This window comes from Methylotuvimicrobium sp. KM2 (assembly GCF_038051925.1).
Lineage (GTDB): Bacteria > Pseudomonadota > Gammaproteobacteria > Methylococcales > Methylomonadaceae > Methylotuvimicrobium.
The window spans coordinates 2822430-2837883 of sequence record NZ_CP150634.1 but is presented as its reverse complement, the minus strand read 5'-3'; the positions used below and the strand labels follow the sequence as shown (position 1 = coordinate 2837883).

Annotated in this window: 11 protein-coding genes and 1 tRNA gene; 4 read left to right on the top strand and 8 right to left on the bottom strand. The window is 48.6% G+C overall.

Features of this window, described 5'->3' with window-relative positions; genetic code table 11:
* Position 1: 1 nt before the first annotated feature.
* The 4 genes from WJM45_RS11905 to WJM45_RS11890 form a co-directional block, all read right to left on the bottom strand.
* Positions 2–742, bottom strand: a complete 741-nt coding sequence (locus tag WJM45_RS11905) for an SDR family NAD(P)-dependent oxidoreductase (protein WP_341328938.1) — start codon at positions 740–742, stop codon at positions 2–4.
* Entirely contained in the window at positions 733–1413 is a 681-nt protein-coding gene (locus WJM45_RS11900; RefSeq protein WP_341325319.1) for an HAD-IA family hydrolase, read from the bottom strand. Before WJM45_RS11900 ends, WJM45_RS11905 begins: the two co-directional genes overlap by 10 nt.
* Before the next feature lie 2 nt (positions 1414–1415).
* The gene (gene ubiG / locus WJM45_RS11895; RefSeq protein WP_341325318.1) at positions 1416–2123 is read right to left on the bottom strand and encodes a bifunctional 2-polyprenyl-6-hydroxyphenol methylase/3-demethylubiquinol 3-O-methyltransferase UbiG; all 708 of its coding nucleotides are present in this window, start codon (positions 2121–2123) and stop codon (positions 1416–1418) included.
* A gap of 80 nt (positions 2124–2203) precedes the next feature.
* Positions 2204–3514 (bottom strand): TRZ/ATZ family hydrolase, encoded by a 1311-nt coding sequence (locus WJM45_RS11890; RefSeq protein ID WP_341325317.1) that lies wholly within the window; start codon positions 3512–3514, stop codon positions 2204–2206.
* 107 nt (positions 3515–3621) lie between these two features.
* Between WJM45_RS11890 and mtnA the strand changes: the two genes are divergently transcribed.
* A complete protein-coding gene (gene mtnA / locus WJM45_RS11885; RefSeq protein WP_341325316.1) occupies positions 3622–4653 on the top strand; it encodes an S-methyl-5-thioribose-1-phosphate isomerase in 1032 nt (343 codons plus the stop codon).
* Entirely contained in the window at positions 4653–5384 is a 732-nt protein-coding gene (cysZ, locus tag WJM45_RS11880; protein WP_341325315.1) for a sulfate transporter CysZ, read from the top strand. Before mtnA ends, cysZ begins: the two co-directional genes overlap by 1 nt.
* A gap of 559 nt (positions 5385–5943) precedes the next feature.
* On the opposite strand, the gene WJM45_RS11875 is transcribed toward cysZ, so the two are convergent.
* Together WJM45_RS11875 and WJM45_RS11870 are read right to left on the bottom strand one after the other, a co-directional pair.
* Positions 5944–7251: a cytochrome c peroxidase gene (locus WJM45_RS11875; RefSeq protein WP_341325314.1), complete on the bottom strand. Its 1308-nt coding sequence runs from the start codon at positions 7249–7251 to the stop codon at positions 5944–5946.
* Between the two features lie 1098 nt (positions 7252–8349).
* Positions 8350–8436: transfer RNA gene (locus WJM45_RS11870), tRNA-Leu, on the bottom strand.
* A gap of 216 nt (positions 8437–8652) precedes the next feature.
* Here WJM45_RS11870 and rnr point away from each other — a divergent pair.
* Positions 8653–10887: a ribonuclease R gene (rnr, locus tag WJM45_RS11865; protein ID WP_341325313.1), complete on the top strand. Its 2235-nt coding sequence runs from the start codon at positions 8653–8655 to the stop codon at positions 10885–10887.
* Positions 10884–11630 (top strand): 23S rRNA (guanosine(2251)-2'-O)-methyltransferase RlmB, encoded by a 747-nt coding sequence (gene rlmB, locus WJM45_RS11860; protein WP_341325312.1) that lies wholly within the window; start codon positions 10884–10886, stop codon positions 11628–11630. Before rnr ends, rlmB begins: the two co-directional genes overlap by 4 nt.
* A gap of 242 nt (positions 11631–11872) precedes the next feature.
* Here the strand turns inward: rlmB and WJM45_RS11855 are convergent, their stop codons facing one another.
* Positions 11873–12766, bottom strand: coding sequence for a hypothetical protein (locus WJM45_RS11855; protein ID WP_341325311.1), 894 nt, complete (start codon positions 12764–12766; stop codon positions 11873–11875).
* 209 nt (positions 12767–12975) lie between these two features.
* Positions 12976–15411, bottom strand: coding sequence for a caspase family protein (locus tag WJM45_RS11850; RefSeq protein WP_341325310.1), 2436 nt, complete (start codon positions 15409–15411; stop codon positions 12976–12978).
* Positions 15412–15454 lie beyond the last annotated feature (43 nt).

Genomic DNA, 15454 nt, shown 5'->3' with positions numbered 1-15454 from the left:
GCTAATTTGTTGGTTGTTGCTTAAAGGTTTGCGCGTCGATGATGCGACCGGTTAGATCGATGCTGTCGGCGCTGAAAAGATAGGTATAAATCTCATTTAATGAGGACATTGCCGGTAGCAGGCTTTTATCCTCGGCCGGGTAGGCTTTTTTTCGAAATGGAGAATCGATAGGCCCAGGAATTAAGGTGTTAACCCTGATTTTTCCTTCCGACTCTAATTCTTCCGCCAGTATCTTAGCCAAACCCTCCAGCGCGATTTTCGATACGCCGTAAGACGCCGAATAGGCTTGGCCGGTTCTCGCCTTGGAATCCGACGTAAATACGATAGAAGCGAAATCGCTTTTTTGCATGATCGGCAACAAGACTTTACATAGTATAAAGGGTGCATTCAGATTGACATTCAACGAATGCCCCCAGTCTTTGGTGTTATGCAAGACTAAAGGCTCGAATGCGCTGAATTCGACTGCCGAATGCAGCAAGCCTTGCAGCGAGCCGTATTTTGCTTCGATGCGGTCGGCGAGTTCCTGGTAATCGTTTTCGTTTGCGCCGGCCAAATCAAAAGGGTACATGATGGGTTCCGGTGCGCCGGCTGCGACGATCTTGTCGTAAACCGTTTCCAGTTTGGCGATGATTTTGTCCAGTAAAATGACCTGAGCGCCTTGTTTGGCGAGAGCCAAGGCAGCTGTACCGCCAAGACCGCCGCCTGCGCCCGTGATCAAAATAACCTTTCCTGTTAATTGCATAGTGTTGATTTTATCCATGAATCGATTTGCCGAGGATGTTCGATCAAGGCATCGGCGCCCCAATTCTCGGGAACATCCTCCGGCTTTAAATAGCCGTATAACGCGGCCAGGGTTTTCATGCCGACATTTCTTCCGGCCTCGATATCGTGGCTCGCATCGCCGATATAAACACATTCGTGTGGCATTACTTCGGCCAGTCGGCAGCCTTCCAGCATCGGCTCGGGGTGCGGCTTGCTGTTGCCGGTGCTGTCGCCGCTGACGATACAGGCTGCTCGTCGCGTCAGATCGAGCGCTTGCATCAGCGGGTCGGTGTAGCGTTTAAGCTTATTGGTCACGACCCCCCATTTAAGGCCTTGTGACTCAATGGCTTCAAGTAATTGGGGCATGCCGTCGAAAAAAACCGTGAATTCGGCGATATTGTGTTGATATCGGTCGAGCATTGTTTTTAGAATCGCCTGCCGAATGTCATCACTGACGGTATCGCTAATGCCGGCTTTAACCATCGCCGCAGCACCATATGAGATATAGGGCTTAACCGATTCTTCTGGGGCATTCGCAAAGCCGTGTTCAAGCAAAGCATGATTCAAGCAGGCAATTAGGTCCGGTGCGGTATCGACGAGTGTTCCGTCGAGATCGAATAGCACGCAAGAAAGTTTAAAATCGCAGACCATAGTCAGTCTTTTCGTTTGAAAGCGGCAAGATAGTTAACGTCGATGTCCTTGCCGAGACTGAAGCGTTTGGTCAGAGGATTGTATTCAATACCGGCCATGCTTTGTAGTTCAAGCCCGGTTTCGCGTGCCCAGCGGCTCAGCTCAGAAGGTTTAATAAAGGTTTTGAAATCGTGTGTTCCTTTAGGCAGCATTCTCAATACATACTCCGCTGCAACGATGGCCAATAAATAGGCTTTCGGCTTACGGTTCAGCGTCGAGAAAAATACCGTGCCGCCGGGCTTAACTAGTTTCGCACAGGCTTTGACGATAGATGCCGGATCGGGAACGTGCTCGAGCATTTCCATGCAAGTTACATGGTCGAAACCTTCGGGTTGTTCATCGGCCAAGGCTTCGGCGCTAATTTTGCGGTAATGCGCGTTGACGCCCGACTCCAGTCCGTGCAGATCGGCGATATCGATCAATTCCTCGCTCAAGTCGATGCCGAGCACATCGGCGCCGTTTTTAGCCAGTCCTTCGGAAAGTATTCCGCCGCCGCAACCGACATCCACGATACGTTTGCCGTTAATCTCCGCATGCTCTTGAATGAAACGGATTCGCAGTGGATTGATATCGTGTAAAGTTTTGAACTCGCCGGAAACATCCCACCAGCGTTCCGCGAGCGAGCCGAATTTATTTATTTCGTGAAGATGTACGTTGTCTGTAACTGTCATGATAGTGAACCGTTTAGGTTGAATAATTGTATACTACAATACTAGGTTATTGCTAGCGGCGGATTTTAGGTTAGTATTCGTTATTGAAACAAACGCTGCCGCCATGCTTCGATTTTGATCGTTAAATCGGCAAGATCAAGTGTTGTCAGGCGCTGTTGTTTCAATAAGCGTTTGCCGTTTACCCAAACGTCGGTAACGTTTTGTCGGCTTGCCGCGTAAACGATTTGCGAGACAGCACAATATAAGGGTTGGGTTTCGATACCGCTCAAATCAATCGCCGCGATATCGGCCGATTTTCCGATAGCCAACGATCCGATTTCGTCGCCGAGACCCAAGGCTTTGGCGCCGTTGATTGTCGCCATTTTAAGCGCAGTCATGGCCGGAATCGCGGACGCATCGTTCGCGACGGCTTTCCCTAGAAGCGCGGCACTACGCATTTCGCCAAACATATCCAGGTCGTTATTGCTGGCCGCCCCATCTGTACCCAGTGCGACATTGATTCCTGCATCGAGGCATTTCGCGACCGGGCAAAAGCCGCTAGCTAGTTTCAAATTGGATTCCGGGCAATGCACGATATGCGCTCCTGACTGGGCAAACAGCTCGATTTCACTGTCAGTTAATTGCGTCATATGGACGGCGATAAACGAGGGATTGATCAAGCCAAGATCGTTCAATCTTTCCATTGGGCGTTTACCGTTTTTTTCATAGGCCTCATCGACTTCGTGCCGGGTTTCGTGAACATGCATGTGTACCGGCACATCGAGTTCGTCTGCGAAAGTTCTGACTTTATGCAACGGTTCATCCGAGACCGTGTAAGGTGCATGCGGCGCAAACGGTGTTATGATCAATGGTTCGTGGCGGAGACGGTCGTGCAGTTCCAGGCCTTTTTCGATATAACGGTCGGCATTCTCGGCCCAGGCGGACGGAAAGTCGATGAGAATCATGCCGATTCCTGCGCGTATGCCGTGATGTATCGCCTGCTGCGCGGTGATTTCCGGGAAAAAATACATATCGTTAAAACAGGTCGTGCCGCCGCGTATCATTTCGGCGATCGCGAGATCAGTGCCGTCCCGGACGAAAGCCTCGCCGACCCATTGGTTTTCGAGCGGCCAGATATGATTTTGCAGCCAGTCCATTAAATGTAAATCGTCGGCAATGCCTCGCAATAGTGTCATCGCGGCATGAGTATGGCAGTTGACTAGGCCGGGAATGAGGGCATGACGGTCGAGATTCTCCACCGAATCGGCATGGTATTTTTGCGAGGCTTCCATTGTCGGCAATAGGTCGACGATTCGACCTTTGTCGATAATCAACGTATGGTGCTCGTAGGTTACGGATTCGGGCTCAACGGGTATAATCCAGCGGGCATTGATAGCAATATCGACTTTCATGAACGGTTTCCAATTTAAATGAATATCCTGCGTGTAATGTGTGCCGATAGCATGCATCGCAAGATAAAACCGAATTATAACTTTTTTTCCTACCTATTCGATAAACAATGACTGAACCTAAACAATTAGCGGTACAAGCCCTGCAATGGACAGGCGATTCGTTAAAAGTCCTGGATCAAAGGCTGCTTCCCGAAACTATCGTTTATGAAGATTACCGTGATGCGCCGGGAGTCGCTGAAGCCATAAAAACGATGCGTGTGCGCGGAGCGCCCGCGATCGGTATTGCGGCGGCTTATGGCGTAGCGTTATCGGTGAAGCAACATTGTCACGATCGTTCTGTAAATTGGTCTGATAAAGTGTTTGCCGATATAGAGCGACTGGCGGCATCGCGCCCGACCGCAGTCAATTTATTTTGGGCCTTGGACCGGATGAAAGCGCTTTTAAATTCCCAGCCGGAAGATCCGGTGGCGGCAACACAAGCCTTGGCTATACAAATTCATCAGGACGATATTGCCGCGAATCATCGAATCGGCGAGTTGGGCGCCGAAATTATCGGTGGGACTAAAGGCGTTTTGACGCATTGTAATGCCGGCGCCTTGGCGACAGGCGGTTACGGTACCGCGCTCGGCGTGATTCGGAGCGCCTGCCGGCGAGGGTTAAATAAAGTCTTTGCCGGAGAAACCCGTCCTTGGCTACAAGGCGCCCGACTAACCGTTTGGGAATTGGCTCAAGACGGCATTGCGGCGACTTTGATAGCCGATTCGGCGGCCGCCTGGTTAATGAAGTCGGGCGCGGTCGATTGGATTGTCGTCGGTGCCGATCGAATCGCCGCAAATGGGGATACCGCAAACAAAATCGGCACCTATTCGCTGGCGGTGTTGGCAAAGCAACATGGCATCAAGTTAATGGTAGCTGCTCCATTATCGACGATCGATTGGAATCTTGCCGATGGTAGCGGTATTGAAATCGAACAGCGAGCATCGAATGAGTTGTTGCCGGATAGTTATAATAAGGAATCCTTGGTCGGTGCTTGGAATCCGGTGTTTGATGTGACCCCGGCCGAATTGATTGCGGCGATCGTGACCGAACGCGGCGTGGTATTGAATCCATCGGAAAATGGTATGGAGGGACTGAAATAATGAAGTTTTCCAAAAAAGGCAATAATCCGGCGTGGGCGGTGAGTTGTTTCTTTCGTGGTCTGCGTTGGGCGATTAAGCCTGAATTGCGAAAATTTATCGTGATTCCGGTTTTGATTAATCTCGTGCTTTATAGCGCGGTTTTGGTTCTCGGTTATTATTATGTGGCCGACCTTATAGCGCATTTTATCCCGGACTGGTTGTCATGGTTAAGCTGGGTTTTGTGGCCGCTGTTTTTTCTTAGTTTTTTTATCGCCGGATTTTTCACGTTTACTATTTTGGCGAATGTCATTGCGGCGCCGTTTTACGGCGCATTGTCGGCAAAATCGGCGGAACTCATTACGGGTCGAAAGCTTGAGATTGGAGAGCACTCCGTCAACAAAATCATACTGGCCGAATTCAAGCGCTTCGGCTATTTGGGTAGCAGGGCATTGCCGTTATTAATTGTATCGATCATTCCCGGCATCAATATCGCGGCGCCTTTTTTATGGGGTTTGTTCGGGGCTTGGGGGGCGGCGTTGGAATACATGGCTTATCCACTGGAGAATGCCGGTTTGTTATTTTCTGAGCAACGTAAAATACTCAAAAGTATTCGTCTAGGCTCGATGAGCTTCGGTGGCGTCACGATGTTAGGTCTAACGTTGCCGATAATAAATATCATCGTTGCGCCGGCCGCCGTGATTGGGGCGACTATTTATGTGTTGCAGGCGAGTGAAGGCGAGATCACGCAATGAAGCAAGGATTAGTGTTGCGGGCAGCGCAATGTTCCGGTATTAAGGGGGCAGAATGCAGTGTAATTAAACTAATACTCATCGGAGATTAAAATTCGGCGCCGGGGTGCCCGTCAAAGCCCAGCACCTAAATTATCTAAGACAATTAATCACCTGATTAGTAAGTTTCTTCAGCTAAAGTCCAAAGATCAGCATATCCCTAGCAGGACCGGGTTCGCAGATCATGTGCGTCAAGCTAAAAACGGCCAACCCACATCACGCTCTTACCCAAGCTGGAGCTTGGATAACAGCATATTTCAGTTTTTGCGACTACGACTGGTCCCTGCTCGGACACTTGGCTTCGGCAAGCTGAAGCATCTTGCTAATCAGGATTAATCATAGCCAGTGGGCTATGGAGTTTAGGTGCTGGGTGAATACGTCCATGTTGGCCCCTCACCTAGCATTGGGTGAGGGGCCACACACCTCGGTGCCACCTAAGACACTGCCGAAATTTGAAGTGCGAAAGGCATACAGTATTGAATCGGTTTTGTTCATTAATACCGGATTTTCCGGGGATACATCACTAATCGGCTATTGGTAAGCCGCTCGGTACTCGATAGGGCACTGTATTGCGCATATCCAAGCTAGCAGTGTCGGTTAGTGCTTTCAGGAAATCGAGTAAAGAGTCGATTTCCTGGTCGGTCAGGTTAACCGGCTGAATTTCGATTCTGGCCTTTAAATCTGCACGGCTGATTTCATCGCTGTGGATGATGTCATCGATTTCACTCAAGTCGTTCCGAGGCGGTAGGCGGGCTTGGCGGATATCGTAGTTATCCAGGCTTTGTTCAGGGTTAAGGTGATGTCTAATCATGCCTTCCAATGTGTCATAGGCGCCATCATGCCCCCAAGGTCCGGTAATGGCTACGTTTCGCAGAGTAGGGGTTCGGAAACGATATCTATCGTCATTGTTTCCGGTAACGCGCTCTCGACCGAAGTCGTCGTAACCGAATAATCCGTCGCCTTTTCCCGGACCAATTTGTGGAATTCCCAGAGCGTGAAATTGGTGATCGGTTTGTAGAGGACCGCTGTGACAAGACATGCAGTTGTCTTTGAAAATTTTATACCCTTTTTTTTCCGAAGAGGAGGGGCTGTATTCGCCTCTTAAGTATTGGTCATAACGGCTGTTGTCGGCACGAAATGCAGTCGCTTCGAAAGCACCGATAGCATTGGCGATATGGACGAAGGTTGCATTCTGATCGGCGAGGCCGGGATAGGCTTGGTGAATTAAGTCGCGATATTCGTCGATTGCCATCACCCGAGCCGTCAACAGTCTCCATACTTCCGTAAAGTTATCTGCAGTTGCGGCATCTCCCACGGGGTTTTCTCCGGCTTGCCCAGCCATCTCGGTGGTGGAAGTCACTGGAAACATGGCTTGAGCTGCAAGAGAATGATCCAAGCCTTCAGGTAAAGCGTCACCGGCCGGGGAGTCGAAGCCGGAGGGGTGATTAGGGTTAACCGTTAAACGCCCGTCATGAAACATGGTGACGAATTCTTTTGCGCCCAGGTTGAATAAATGAGGCGCATTTCTCGGTACCCGCTCATGAATTGCGTCGATGCCGCTACCGGTATCTCGCGTGACGCCTAATCCTTTGCCGCCTTCGCCGACCGGCAAAGCCAAACCGTCACCTGTGCCGGCCATTGGATGGTGGCAAGACGCGCATGAAATATTGAGGTTTCCGGATAATATTTTGTCATAAAAGAGGAATTGTCCTAGTTTGATTTTTTCCGAACTGGAATTGTGAAAATCCATGTCGGTCAGGGCATTTTGGTTGGCGTAAGTTGTCGGAGCAAACATCGCGCCGAGCAATCCTATTTTGATTATTTTTTTCATTCTGGTCTTTGCTTGTTTAATTAACACAGACTGAGATACTGCAAGCAATATGCCAGGAATAATTTTTAATCAAAAAAAATGAAAAAATCCCCTATATTTTAGTCTTCTATTACAAATTGTCGGAGTTATCTTACTTGGAGGAGTGAATAATAGCGGCAATACAATTTAGGTTATATCACTCAATAGTTTGGGTTGAGCAGCATCGTTTAGGTTAAATGACATAGTTGATATTGAAGTATGGGTGGATGTTCAGGTTCTTCCGATACTTGTTTCAAAGATTTCGAAGGCTGGGTGTAAAACAACCAATTTTTAAGCTCTAAGTTAGTAAACGGTCGAATTCGCATTAGACGATAAAGCAAACCGTTTGTGATTGATTCAAAATATCAATGTCGGCGTAACTATTCAGTACCCGCCAATTATCATTTCCACGCTATTCGCACGCGGGAGCGTGGGAACGATAAGGGGGCTGAATAATTACATGTCGGTTATCTGAGCCAAATAACTAAGCATATCTGGAATTTCATTTGCCATAAGCAACAATTTATCTATTACTTCCGAATGCATCAGATAGTCGCTTTCATATTTTGAGAACGCAACAGGGCCGCTGCCAAACATAGGATGGGTATTTACTGGATTGATGTTTATGCGTTGCTTTAGCCAAAAAAAAGCAGTCGAGAGCCTCAATCTACCGTTTGCCCCGAGTCCTTTCGCTACGATCAGGAAAGTCTTGTCGAAAAATGAGAGGTATTTGAGGCTTCAACAAGCCGGTAAAAGTGTTGTAGACCCCGTTCATGCTTTGACTTAGCTCAGAACGAATGGTCTACAACACATGTCAACTGCTTTATATAGGTTAACGCGTTCATTTCAGTAACGGTCAAAAAGTCTTTTGCCGTGATCATAACTACCGGTCAAAACCTGGACAGCGGCCGCATTGAAGCAGGTGATGAAAACTTGAGGTATAAAAATAACGCAGTAAATGCGGTTATTTGAGCTTCGATCAAACGAAGAGTTTTTGAATTATTAGCGGGAAATTGACTAATAAAATTCAGTAGTTCAAATTTGACACAAAAGGCGATTAGCTCTTTTTTTTCGGGATAATGGTGCCGAGGAGAGGACTTGAACCTCCACGCCCTTGCGAGCACTAGCACCTGAAGCTAGCGTGTCTACCAATTTCACCACCTCGGCAAAGGTGTGCTGTATCAGCGAAGTGAGCGCGCACTATACCGATTGCTTGATATGCTGTCAATACTATTGATGCCTAAAAATTGCTGAGGGTTGTCCGTTGGTCGTTCATCAACTTCTTAATACATCACGTTGAATTTTGATTTGCATAGGGAATTGTTAAAATACGCGTATATCAGTTAAGCTATGACATTCATTCTAATTTAGGAAACGACGACATTGAAGTCTAAAGATAAAAAACCAAATTTTACTCCGACCCGAGACCCTTATGCAGAGCGCGAGGCGGCGAAATACGAGAACCCGATTCCTAGTCGGGAGTTGATTCTCGATCTGCTCGCTCATGTCGGTAAACCGTTGTCGCGCGACCAAATTTCTCAGGAATTTCAACTCGAGTCGCCCGACCAGTTGGAGGCCTTGCGCAGACGGCTTCGTGCAATGGAACGGGACGGACAATTATTATTCAATCGCCGCCAAAAATATTGCCGGGTTAACAGCAAGGATTTGATTGCCGGACGCATCATCGGTCATGCCGATGGCTTCGGATTTTTAAAGCCGGACGACGGGTCCGACGATTTATTTTTGTCTCCCCGTGAAATGCGTTCGGTTCTGCATAATGACAGAGCCGTCGCGCGAATCGCCGGTCTCGACCGGAAAGGGCGCCGCGAAGGGGCAATCGTCGAGGTGCTGGAACGGAATACCAAACAAGTGGTCGGTCGTTTTTTCACCGATAAAGGCGTTAATTACGTCGTGCCGGATAATAAAAACCTGGCTCAAGACGTGTTGATACCGGGTGATGAAACCGGCAAAGCTAAAAAAGGCGATATCGTTGTCGCCGAAATCCTGGAGCAACCGAGTAAGACCAATCAGCCCATCGGACGTGTTGCCGAGGTTCTGGGCAAGCATTTGGCTCCGGGCATGGAAATCGAGATGGCGATTCGCAGCCATGGTTTGCCGCATGTCTGGCCGGAAGAGGTTGAGCAGGAAATTCAGGCATTCAGCGATGAAGTGCCGGAAGCGGCTAAGGAAGGTCGAGTCGATTTGCGTGATGTTCCGTTGGTGACGATAGACGGCGAGGATGCGCGCGATTTCGACGATGCCGTGTATTGCCGTAAGACGGGAAAGGGCTGGAAGCTTTTTGTCGCGATCGCCGATGTGTCTCATTATGTCGCGATCAATAGCGCGTTGGATATTGAGGCCAAAAACCGCAGTACCTCGGTTTATTTTCCGGAACAGGTGATTCCGATGTTGCCGGAAATTCTTTCGAATGGACTCTGTTCTCTCAATCCTAATGTCGACCGCTTATGTATGGTCTGCGAGATGACGATCAATGCGGAAGGACAGATGACGCGTTCGTGTTTCTTCGAAGCTGTGATGCGTTCTCATGCACGCCTGACTTATACCGAAGTCGCTAGCATGCTGGTCGATGGCAACAAGGCCTTAATTAAAAAATATAAGCCTTTAATGCCGCATTTACAAGAACTGTATGCGTTGTACAAAGCCATGTGTTTAAGCCGAGAAAAACGCGGCGCAATGGATTTCGATACTCAGGAAACGCGGATTATTTTCGGTTCCGAACGTAAAATTGAAAAGATCGTTCCGGTTGTGCGTAACGATGCACATAAGCTGATTGAAGAGTTTATGATTACCGCGAACATGGCGGCAGCTAAATTTCTCAATCGCCGAAAAATGCCCAAGTTATTGAGAATTCATGACGGGCCCGGACCGGAAAAATTATTGGCGCTGAAGACCTTTTTAGGTGAATTGGGTCTGAGCTTGGGTGGTGGTGATAAGCCGACGCCGCTCGACTACATGCATCTAGTCGATAGCATTAAGGGGCGCCCGGATGCTCATTTGATTCAAACGGTTTTGTTGCGTTCGATGTCGCAAGCGGTTTACAGTCCCGATTTGAAAGGCCATTTCGGCTTGGCGCTCGAAGCCTATGCTCATTTTACGTCGCCGATTCGTCGATATCCGGACTTGTTGGTGCATCGGGCCATCCGGCATTGTTTACAAGACAAAAAGCCGGAAAGTTATCATTACGGATTTCCCGATATGGTCACGCTTGGCGAGCATTGCTCGACGAACGAGCGTCGAGCCGATGATGCGACGCGCGATGTCGTTAGTTGGCTCAAGTGCGAATACATGATGGACAAGGTCGGCGAAGAGTTTCCGGGTATTATTTCGGCGGTGACATCGTTCGGGTTCTTTGTTGAGCTTGCCGATATTTATGTCGAGGGCCTCGTGCATATCAGTAATCTTGCCCAAGATTATTTTCATTTCGATGCGGCCAGTCATCAGTTAATCGGCGAACGTACGGGTATTCGTTATCGTCTTGGCGATACCGTGCAAGTGAAAGTCGTACGCGTTAATCTTGACGACAAGAAAATCGATTTCGAACTGGTTAAGGTTACTGCCTTGGCAAAGCGCCCGAAAAAAAGACGGCGTAAAAAATGAGCCGAGTTAAAATCTACGGCATTCATTCGGTCCAGGCGGCACTCGATTATTCGCCTCAGCATATTCATCAGGCTTGGGTTGACTCGCACCGTCAGGACCGACGTTTAAGTCAATTGCTCGAAGACTTGAAAAAGATCGGTATTAACCCCGAAAAAGTCGACCGAAAAAAACTGGATCGCCTTGCCGATGGTAATAATCATCAAAGTATCGTGCTTGAAATCGAACTCCCTTCGGCGCAATCGGAAGATGCATTGAAGCAGGCGGTTTCCAGTCTTACCGGCATGCCGTTGTTTTTGGTTTTGGATAATGTTCAGGACCCGCATAACCTCGGAGCATGCTTAAGGACGGCCGATGCTACCGGCGTGCATGGCGTGATTATCACGAAGGACAATGCGGTCGGTATTACGCCGACGGTTTGTAAGGTTGCGAGCGGCGCGGCCGAGACCGTGCCGGTCTATCAAGTTACGAACCTGTCCCGAACTTTGCGTTGGCTGAAAGATCAGGGGATTTGGATTTTCGGCGCAGCCGGCGAGGCCGAGCAAACGCTTTATCAATGTGATTTCAAATTACCTATGGCCTTGGTGATCGGTGCCGAGGGTAAAGGTATGCGGCGTTTGACTCGTGAGCAATGCGACTGGTTGGTCAAATTACCGATGCAGGGTAGTGTTTCCAGTCTCAATTTGTCGGTCGCGACCGGTGCGATGCTGTATGAGGTCGTTCGTCAAAGATCTATCCCATCATAGCTCTAGGAAGTTATTTGTCGCGATATTCTAATTGTATTTTTACTGTGAAAGTACAATGCCGGCTCCGAAGAGGGTGCGGTTGCTCGATCGACAGGCGTCGGCGGCAGGGAAAGCCGCCGTCGAGCCTACATGGACGTATTCACGGCGTCCTGTCGGGCGAGTGACTGCACCCTCCGCCACGCCTCGAACTTTCATTTGCCGGGGCGATGGCCGGACCTTCATGAACGTTAGGTTAACCGTTTTTAACGGTCAGGCTGATGGTTAGTTGGCGTGATATATTTTTTAAGAATATTGGGCCATAAGTCTGCCCAACAGCACATATGATCGAATCCGTCGATCGGCAGGTAAACGGCATTGGCTTGCCGCCGGCTAAAAGATTCGACGATTGAAGCGGGAACATTGCTGTCTTTTACGCCGGCTAGATGAATTTGTTTTATTTCGGCCGGTAAAGGTTGAGCGTCAATCGGGTTTAAAGATGCGTCTAGTGGTAAATAAGCATGGTGTCGGCTCCAGGCGCTTGTGTTCAGGTTGGCTGCGATAGTAACAACGATGCTTGTGTTTTTAAAGTAAGGCGCGAGCAGCGTGGCGAGTGTTCCTCCTCCGCTATAACCGATCAAAACTACGTTTGCTGCTTTGGTGTTTGTTAGCCATTTCCGCAAGGCGGATGCCATGCTTTCGACGACTTCGGTCGAATAACGTTTCGATGTCCATAGTGAATAGTGGCAGTGTTCCGTCGAATGTAAGCCGTAGTAGCAAGGCCGGCCCAGTAATATTGCCGGTTCTTGATCCGCTGCCATTAAACGCAATATCAAAGGGTTTCTCGGTGTCGGGTCTTCGGCAATCCAGCGCTTCATTTCCCAAGGCGTGCCGTCGCCATCTAAATAAACATGGACTAACGGAATAATGTCGGATTGTGCCGCAATTCGGTTCAAATAGGCTCGATGATGAAATGGATCGCCGCTTATTTCAATACTGGTAAGTCCTAAGCTCTTGGCGCTCGATTCAAAAAGTTCTGAAGGTGTCGCGCAGCCGCTAAGCTGTAAGAGCAACAAGATTAAGCCGGCAATTCCCGGCCTAAGTTTTGTTGTCGTTTTTAGGGCGTCTGGGCTGTTTGTCGAGAAGCGAAGTAAACCCATTCTTACAGCTTAGGAATATGTAGAAAATAATTTCTACAAGTTTTGCGCATTGCGGAGGTTCGGCGACTCGCTTGACAGGACGCCGTGAATACTTCCATGTAGGCTTGACGGCGTCTATCCGTGCCGCTGACACCCGTCAATCGAGCCACCGAACCGCCTTCCAACAATTGTCGAAGTTATTTAATGCTCGTTCCTTAACGGTGTTGTCATTAAACACCGGGAACGAAAAAGAACGGGCTACCCTCGTGGCCGGCATGTTGAAGCGGCGCGTATTGAGGTGCTTGAGTAAAGCCCACACGGGATGCCGAAGTTCGAACTTGTTTCGATACCGAACGAAAAATATCATAGTCTTCGACTAAACCCCGATTGCTTTGTAGTGTATCGATAAAGGCTCGGGCAAATATTGAATGCTGGCCGTCCCCTTCGTCGAGAACCGGAGCCACGCCTCCTGAAGTCAAGACGGTTCGTGCTTTCCGTGTTGCCATGAATTTCAACCACTTTTCACGTTTGTCTTCAGGCATACCGTCCGGTAGTCGAGCGATCGCCGTTCCGGTCATCGCGCCCGAGTAGCACGAATCGGCCACAACTAGGATATGTCGTGCGGCGATGATGTTTAGATAGCGGGTGATATCGTCGCTGGAAATCCAGTTTGCGGTATTGTCGATTTCGGCATCGGTAGGTAGCCAGTAAGCCGCAAGGCTGGTTTTGTCTCGTTCTCCGTGACCCGCATAGTAAATCAATAAATTATCGTTTTCTTTCAAAGAATTGCGAATAGTATTCAGCGCCGTCATGATCTGATGGCGATTGGCGTTTTGCAGTAATGTGGTTTTGAAGCCATAGCGTTGGCGCAAAATCGACTCGACCGCTTTGGCATCGTTGATCGCGGTTTTCAGTGTCGGTAGCTCCGTATAATCGTTATTGCCGATGATGAGCGCATGATAACGCCCGAAGTCTACATCATAAAATCGGCCGGGTTTTCTAGGTGTCGTCGGTCGGCTGTCTATGCTTGAAGTGGCGATTTCTTCTTGGGTTACGATGTTGAAATTCAGACTGGTTCTTTTGTCTTTTTTATCGATGGCGACGATTTTGATCGGTGTCGTCGCTTCTGTGGCAGTGATATTTATCTTAAAGAAACCCTGCGTATCGATGTTTTCAGGTTTGTCATTGACCACTAATGTTTTAAGTCCGGCAGGCGCCTCGACTTTGCCGGTGATGGTTCTTGATGGGGCTATCGATCTTAACAATAAGCTCGGAACGCCTCGAGTCAATACCATCGGCGGATCGATAATTTGAATTGTTGGAGCGGCAGAGGCTAACTGTATCAATTGACCGCTTTCCAGTTTGGTTACGGCTTTGCGTTGTTCGTTAATTCGGCTTTTTAAGGTGTTGATTTCCTGTGCAACCGTTTGCAACGATTGTTTTTGTCGGTCCAAATTAGCCCTGATTTCCTTCGCTCTTAGTTGTTCTCTCGGCGAATCGCTATGTTCAGCCGATGAACCTACCGCTTCTAAGGATCGCTTGATTTCATTGGAGATCCTTATGTAATGACTTTCTTTTTCTTGAAGTAAGGTTTCGTTTTTTTGCAGTTCGCTACGAGCGTTAGCGAGTGTTTTGGCGGTTTGGTCGTCGATGATCGGTTGTTGCGGAGCGCTAGAGACGATTTTTTGTTCCTGGACTAAGGCGGCTTGAGTTCTATGCTTGATGGATTTCTGTTTGGTTTCCAGGGAGCGTTCTAATTTTGAAATTTGAGTTTGTCGCGCTTCGAATTCGGTTTGATCGGCTTTTAATTCCTGTTCCAGCGCTTTCAGTAGCGATTCGTTACGAGTGGATTTGTTTTTTTCCTGTTCGAGCTGTTGTTTTTTTTGCTCTAAGTTTCTTTGTATCGAGCGTAGATTGTCTTGCTGTTGTCTGAGTTGGCGTTGTGTGTCGGCTAGTTGGCTTCGTAATTGATCCGCCTCGAATTTACGTCGAGCGGCATCTTGCCTTAAAGCTTCCAATTCTTGTTCATAAGCGCTGGAAAATTGTGCCTCGACAACCGAAGCAAATTGCAAGTCGGTGTTTTCTAAGCCTGATGCCTTACGATACCAATTTAATGCGGTAGTCAGGTCTTTTTCAACGCCGAGACCTTTTTCATATAAATAACCGAGATTAATTTGCGCTCTCGAATGACCTGTTTCGGCGGCTTTTCGGTACCATTCGGCGGCTAAGCGAGGATCCGCTTGCGCGCCTAGTCCTTTTTCGTAGATTTCGCCGACGTTGATTTGCGCTTCGGGATCACCTTGTTGTGCAAGCGGTAGCCATATTTTTAAAGCGCTGGCTAAATTAGCTCGATCATAAGCGACATATTCGCCTCCGCGAATTTCGCATTCCCCCGCGGTCGTTTTAATAGCGCGTCTGGCTGTTAAGTAGGTCATTTGTGTGCCGAGCTTTCTGACTTGTCCGGGTAGCAGGCAATCGACGACGAATAGCTTGTCGGTGTCTTGAGGTTTAAAGCCTTCTAAAGCTTTGAGGCCTTCTGGGCTGGTTGGGTCGGTTGTTTGGCAGCCGAGGGAGAAGATCAATGATGTCAATATCGCAACAAACAGAGTTTTTTTGGTGCTGATCTGTTTATACTGTGTCGGTGGTTTTGGAATGTTGCCTAACATGTTTTCCGCCTTTGTTAAACAAGGTGATGAATGGTTCTATTGA

Coding starts and splice junctions, on each gene's coding strand:
- WJM45_RS11905 (WP_341328938.1), bottom strand. CDS start 742: ATGCAATTAACAGGAAAGGTTATTTTGATCACGGGCGCAGGCGGCGGT.
- WJM45_RS11900 (WP_341325319.1), bottom strand. CDS start 1,413: ATGGTCTGCGATTTTAAACTTTCTTGCGTGCTATTCGATCTCGACGGA.
- ubiG (WP_341325318.1), bottom strand. CDS start 2,123: ATGACAGTTACAGACAACGTACATCTTCACGAAATAAATAAATTCGGC.
- WJM45_RS11890 (WP_341325317.1), bottom strand. CDS start 3,514: ATGAAAGTCGATATTGCTATCAATGCCCGCTGGATTATACCCGTTGAG.
- mtnA (WP_341325316.1), top strand. CDS start 3,622: ATGACTGAACCTAAACAATTAGCGGTACAAGCCCTGCAATGGACAGGC.
- cysZ (WP_341325315.1), top strand. CDS start 4,653: ATGAAGTTTTCCAAAAAAGGCAATAATCCGGCGTGGGCGGTGAGTTGT.
- WJM45_RS11875 (WP_341325314.1), bottom strand. CDS start 7,251: ATGAAAAAAATAATCAAAATAGGATTGCTCGGCGCGATGTTTGCTCCG.
- rlmB (WP_341325312.1), top strand. CDS start 10,884: ATGAGCCGAGTTAAAATCTACGGCATTCATTCGGTCCAGGCGGCACTC.
- WJM45_RS11855 (WP_341325311.1), bottom strand. CDS start 12,766: ATGGGTTTACTTCGCTTCTCGACAAACAGCCCAGACGCCCTAAAAACG.
- WJM45_RS11850 (WP_341325310.1), bottom strand. CDS start 15,411: ATGTTAGGCAACATTCCAAAACCACCGACACAGTATAAACAGATCAGC.